Origin of the sequence: Luteimonas rhizosphaericola (assembly GCF_029888045.1) — a bacterium.
Lineage (GTDB): Bacteria > Pseudomonadota > Gammaproteobacteria > Xanthomonadales > Xanthomonadaceae > Luteimonas > Luteimonas rhizosphaericola.
This window is the reverse complement of sequence record NZ_JARXRN010000007.1, coordinates 1-3,553: the sequence shown is the minus strand read 5'-3', so window position 1 is coordinate 3,553 and position 3,553 is coordinate 1. Positions and strand designations below refer to the sequence as shown.

Sequence of the window (3,553 nt, the reverse complement as noted above, 5' to 3'; positions counted from 1 at the left end):
CAGGCCGGCCGCACCATGGGCGAGATCGTGACCAGCGTGAAGCGGGTCACCGACATCATCGCCGACATCTCGGCCGCCTCGCAGGAGCAGTCCTCGGGCATCGAGCAGGTCAACCAGGCCATCACCCAGATGGACGAGGGCACGCAGCAGAACGCGGCCCTGGTCGAAGAAGCCACGGCCGCGGCGCGGGCGATGGAAACCCATGCCGGCGACCTGGTGCGGACGGTGGCGATCTTCCGCACGGGGACGGGTGCGCAGGTGGCCGCGCCCGCCGCCGCCGCCCCGCCGCAGTCGCGGAAGGCGGCCAGCGCCGGCGCGCGGCCGGCGCCGCTGCCCATGCCGCGGGCCGGTCGGGTGGCATCGCCGCCGATCCGCGAGACCGCGAGCGCCCGGGTCGCCGAAACCGCGGGCGAATGGCAGGAGTTCTGACTACCGGCGCGTGGGGTGGACGCGCCGGTGGCGTTCGCCGCCGCGCGTCCGTACCGCATCGCACGCCGCGGTGGCCCGCGGCGTGACGGCGGAGCGCTCAATCACCCGCCGCCGCTGCCGATAACGCCAGCGACAGACCCAGCAGCCTTTGGATGATGCCCGGCGCCGATGACCTTTCGCACCTGCTCGACGACGAGGAACAGTCGCAGTTCTCGCTGCGCGATCCCGCCGCGATCGCGCAGGTGCTGCGAGGCCTGCTGGAGGCGCGCGCGCTGATCAGCGCCAGCCTGGTGCCCGGCGGATACGCCTGCCCGACCGCCCTGCTGGCGGTGCACGACGACGGCACCTTGGTACTCGACGGCAACCGCGACGAGGCCATGAACCAGCGCATGGCGGCGGCCAGCCGGCTGGTGTGCAGCGCCCAGCTGGACCTGGTGCCGATCCGCTTCCGGCTCGCGACGCCCCAGCGGATCGTGCACGAGGACTACGTCGCCTTCGTCACCCCCTGGCCGGAGGCGCTGCTGCGGCTCCAGCGCCGCGAGACTTACCGCCTGCCCTGCTCGCCCACCGCCCAGGCCACGCTGCACACCGGCAGCGCGGCGCATGCGCCCGACCCCGACGCGCCCGGCCTGCGGGTGCTGGACATCAGCGGCGGTGGCGTCGCCCTGGCGGTACCCGACAGCGCCCAGCACGATTTCCAGCCCGAGGCGCGGGTGGCGCCGTGCCTGCTGCGCCTGGGCGAAGCGCCGCCGATGCCGGTCGCGCTGGAGGTCGCCTACATCGCCCGCCACGACGTGCGCGGCGTGCCGCACTGGCGCGCCGGGTGCCGCTTCATCGACCTGCCCGCCGCGCTCGAGCAGCAGGTGATGCAGTACATCTTCCAGATCGAGCGCCAGCGCAACGCGCGGCTGCGTCGCGGCGGCTGAGCCGCGCGCGTACCCGTCGCCGGCCTGCCAACGATGGCAGCAGGCCCATGGCCATCCCGCGATACGGCCGCCCGTCGGCACGCGGCGACCGGGTCGTCGACCGGACCGTCTTCACGCCGCCCTAAAGTCTGCCGCCGTCCGGCCGCTAGTGGATCGACGGGCGCGCTCACCGGCGTGCCACCAGGCCCCCATCGGAGAAGACAGATGATCCACCGGACCTCCCGCCTCTTGGCCCTCCTCATCCTCGGCACCAGCGCCGCCGGCGCCTTTGCCCAGGACGCGATCCGCCCCGAACAGGCCGCCCGCCACGTCGGCCAGACCGGCATGGTGTGCGGCAAGGTCGAGAAGACCCGCTACGCCGAGAACTCGGAAGGCCAGCCGACCTTCCTGCACATGGGCGGCGCCTTCCCGCGCCACACCTTCTCGGCCCGCATCTCGCAGGACCAGCGCGGCAAGTTCAAGCCTTCGCCCGAGGAACTCGAGGGCAGGGACGTGTGCGTGGTGGGCACCATCCAGCGCGACGCCAGCCGCGCCGAGATCGCGGTCAGCTCGCCGGGAGACATCAAGCTCGCCCAGATCAAGTGATGCCCCCGGCCCGGCCGCGCCATGCGGCCGGGCCGTTTCCATTCTCGACAGGCGGAGTCCTTCATGCACCGGTTCTCGAATCTCAAGCTCGCGCCCAGGCTGATGCTGGCGTTCGGCGTGGTCCTGCTCATCATGCTCGTCCAGGGCATCGGCGCGTACACCGGCCTGCGCTCGATGGACCGGGTGACCACCGGCCTGGCCGACGACGTGCTGCCCAGCGTCACCCTGGTGGGTGAGACGCGCGCGCTGCTGGGCGAGTACCGCACCGCGTCCTACCGCGGCCTGGTCCGCGCCAGCGAAGCGGTCAAGCAGCAGGCGCGGCAGCGTGCAGTGGAGATCGACGCCCGCATCGGAGAGAACCTCGATACCTACAAACGCTACGCCACCACGCCCGAAGAGCAGCGCATGCTCGCCGAGCTGGTGACCGCGTGGGAAGCGGCCCGCGTCTCGTACGCCTCGGTCAACGAAATGCTCGACCTCGAGCTGCCCGACGACGCCACCGACACCTTCATCGGCGAGACCAGCCGCCTGCACGACGCCGCCAGCGCCGCGCTCGCCGCGCTCGCCGACGAGGCCAACCAGGTCGCCCAGGCCTCGCGCGCCGATGCGCGCGGCGCCTACGCGAGCTCCAGCGTGCTGCTGCTGATCCTGCTGCTGGCCGGCATCGGCGTCGGCCTGGCGGTGGCCTGGCTGATGGCGCGCAACCTCACCCGCGCCGCGCGCGAGGCGGTCACCGTCGCCAACGACGTCGCCAACGGCAAGCTCGACAGCCACATCGACACCCGTCGCGCCGACGAGATCGGCGACCTGCTGCGCGCCATGCAGCGCATGCAGCGTGACCTGCGCGAACGCATCGAACGCGACCAGGCCGTGGCCAGCGAGAACCTGCGCATCCGCACCGCGCTGGAATGCGTCAGCACCAACGTCATGATCGCCAACACCGACCGCGAGATCGTCTACATCAACGGTCCGCTGCAGAAGATGATGACCGACGTACAGGACGACCTGCGCCGCGACCTGCCCGACTTCGACGCCGCGACCCTGGTCGGCAGCAACATCGACGGTTTCCACCGCGCGCCCGAGCACCAGGCGGCGATGCTCGCCCAGCTGCGCAATACCCATCGCGCCCAGATCCGCCTGGGGGGGCGCACGATGCAGCTGGTCATCAACCCGATCCTCGACCACGAGGGTGGACAGGAAGGCTTCGTGGTGGAATGGGCCGACCGCACCGCCGAGATCGAGGTCGAGGCCGAGGTGTCCCGCATCGTGGCGGCCGCCGCAGCGGGCGATCTCTCCGGACGCGTGCGCACCGACGACAAGGATGGCTTCCTGCTGCAGCTCGCAGGGCAGCTCAACAGCCTGCTCGACGCCAATGCCGCGAGCCTGTCGCAGGTGTCCGACGTGCTGACCGCGCTGGCGCAGGGCGACCTGACCAGCCGCATGGACGGCGACTTCGAAGGCGTGTTCGCGACCATGCGCGACAACGCGAACGCCACCATGGACCGGCTGTCCGAGATCGTCGGCCAGATCCGCAGCGGCAGCGACGCGATCAACGCCGCCGCGTCCGAGATCGCTTCGGGCAACAGCGACCTCTCCCGCCGCACCGAACAGCA

Annotated in this window: 4 protein-coding genes; all 4 read left to right on the top strand. The window is 71.7% G+C overall.

Going from position 1 to position 3,553, the window contains the following annotated elements:
* On the top strand, nt 1–429 hold a 429-nt coding region (locus tag QFW80_RS00560), incomplete at its 5' end, for a methyl-accepting chemotaxis protein (RefSeq protein WP_280598952.1).
* 155 nt (nt 430–584) lie between these two features.
* Nucleotides 585–1,355: a flagellar brake protein gene (locus QFW80_RS00555; protein ID WP_280598950.1), complete on the top strand. Its 771-nt coding sequence runs from the start codon at nt 585–587 to the stop codon at nt 1,353–1,355.
* A 324-nt stretch (nt 1,356–1,679) separates the two neighbouring features.
* A complete protein-coding gene (locus QFW80_RS00550) occupies nt 1,680–1,940 on the top strand; it encodes a hypothetical protein (RefSeq protein ID WP_425603472.1) in 261 nt (86 codons plus the stop codon).
* Between the two features lie 63 nt (nt 1,941–2,003).
* Nucleotides 2,004–3,553: MCP four helix bundle domain-containing protein (locus QFW80_RS00545; RefSeq protein WP_280598946.1), on the top strand; the 1,550-nt coding region annotated here is incomplete at its 3' end.

Bases quoted from the DNA above. Each gene is read 5' to 3' on its own strand.
- QFW80_RS00555 (WP_280598950.1), top strand. From the start codon at position 585: ATGCCCGGCGCCGATGACCTTTCGCACCTGCTCGACGACGAGGAACAG.
- QFW80_RS00550 (WP_425603472.1), top strand. From the start codon at position 1,680: ATGGTGTGCGGCAAGGTCGAGAAGACCCGCTACGCCGAGAACTCGGAA.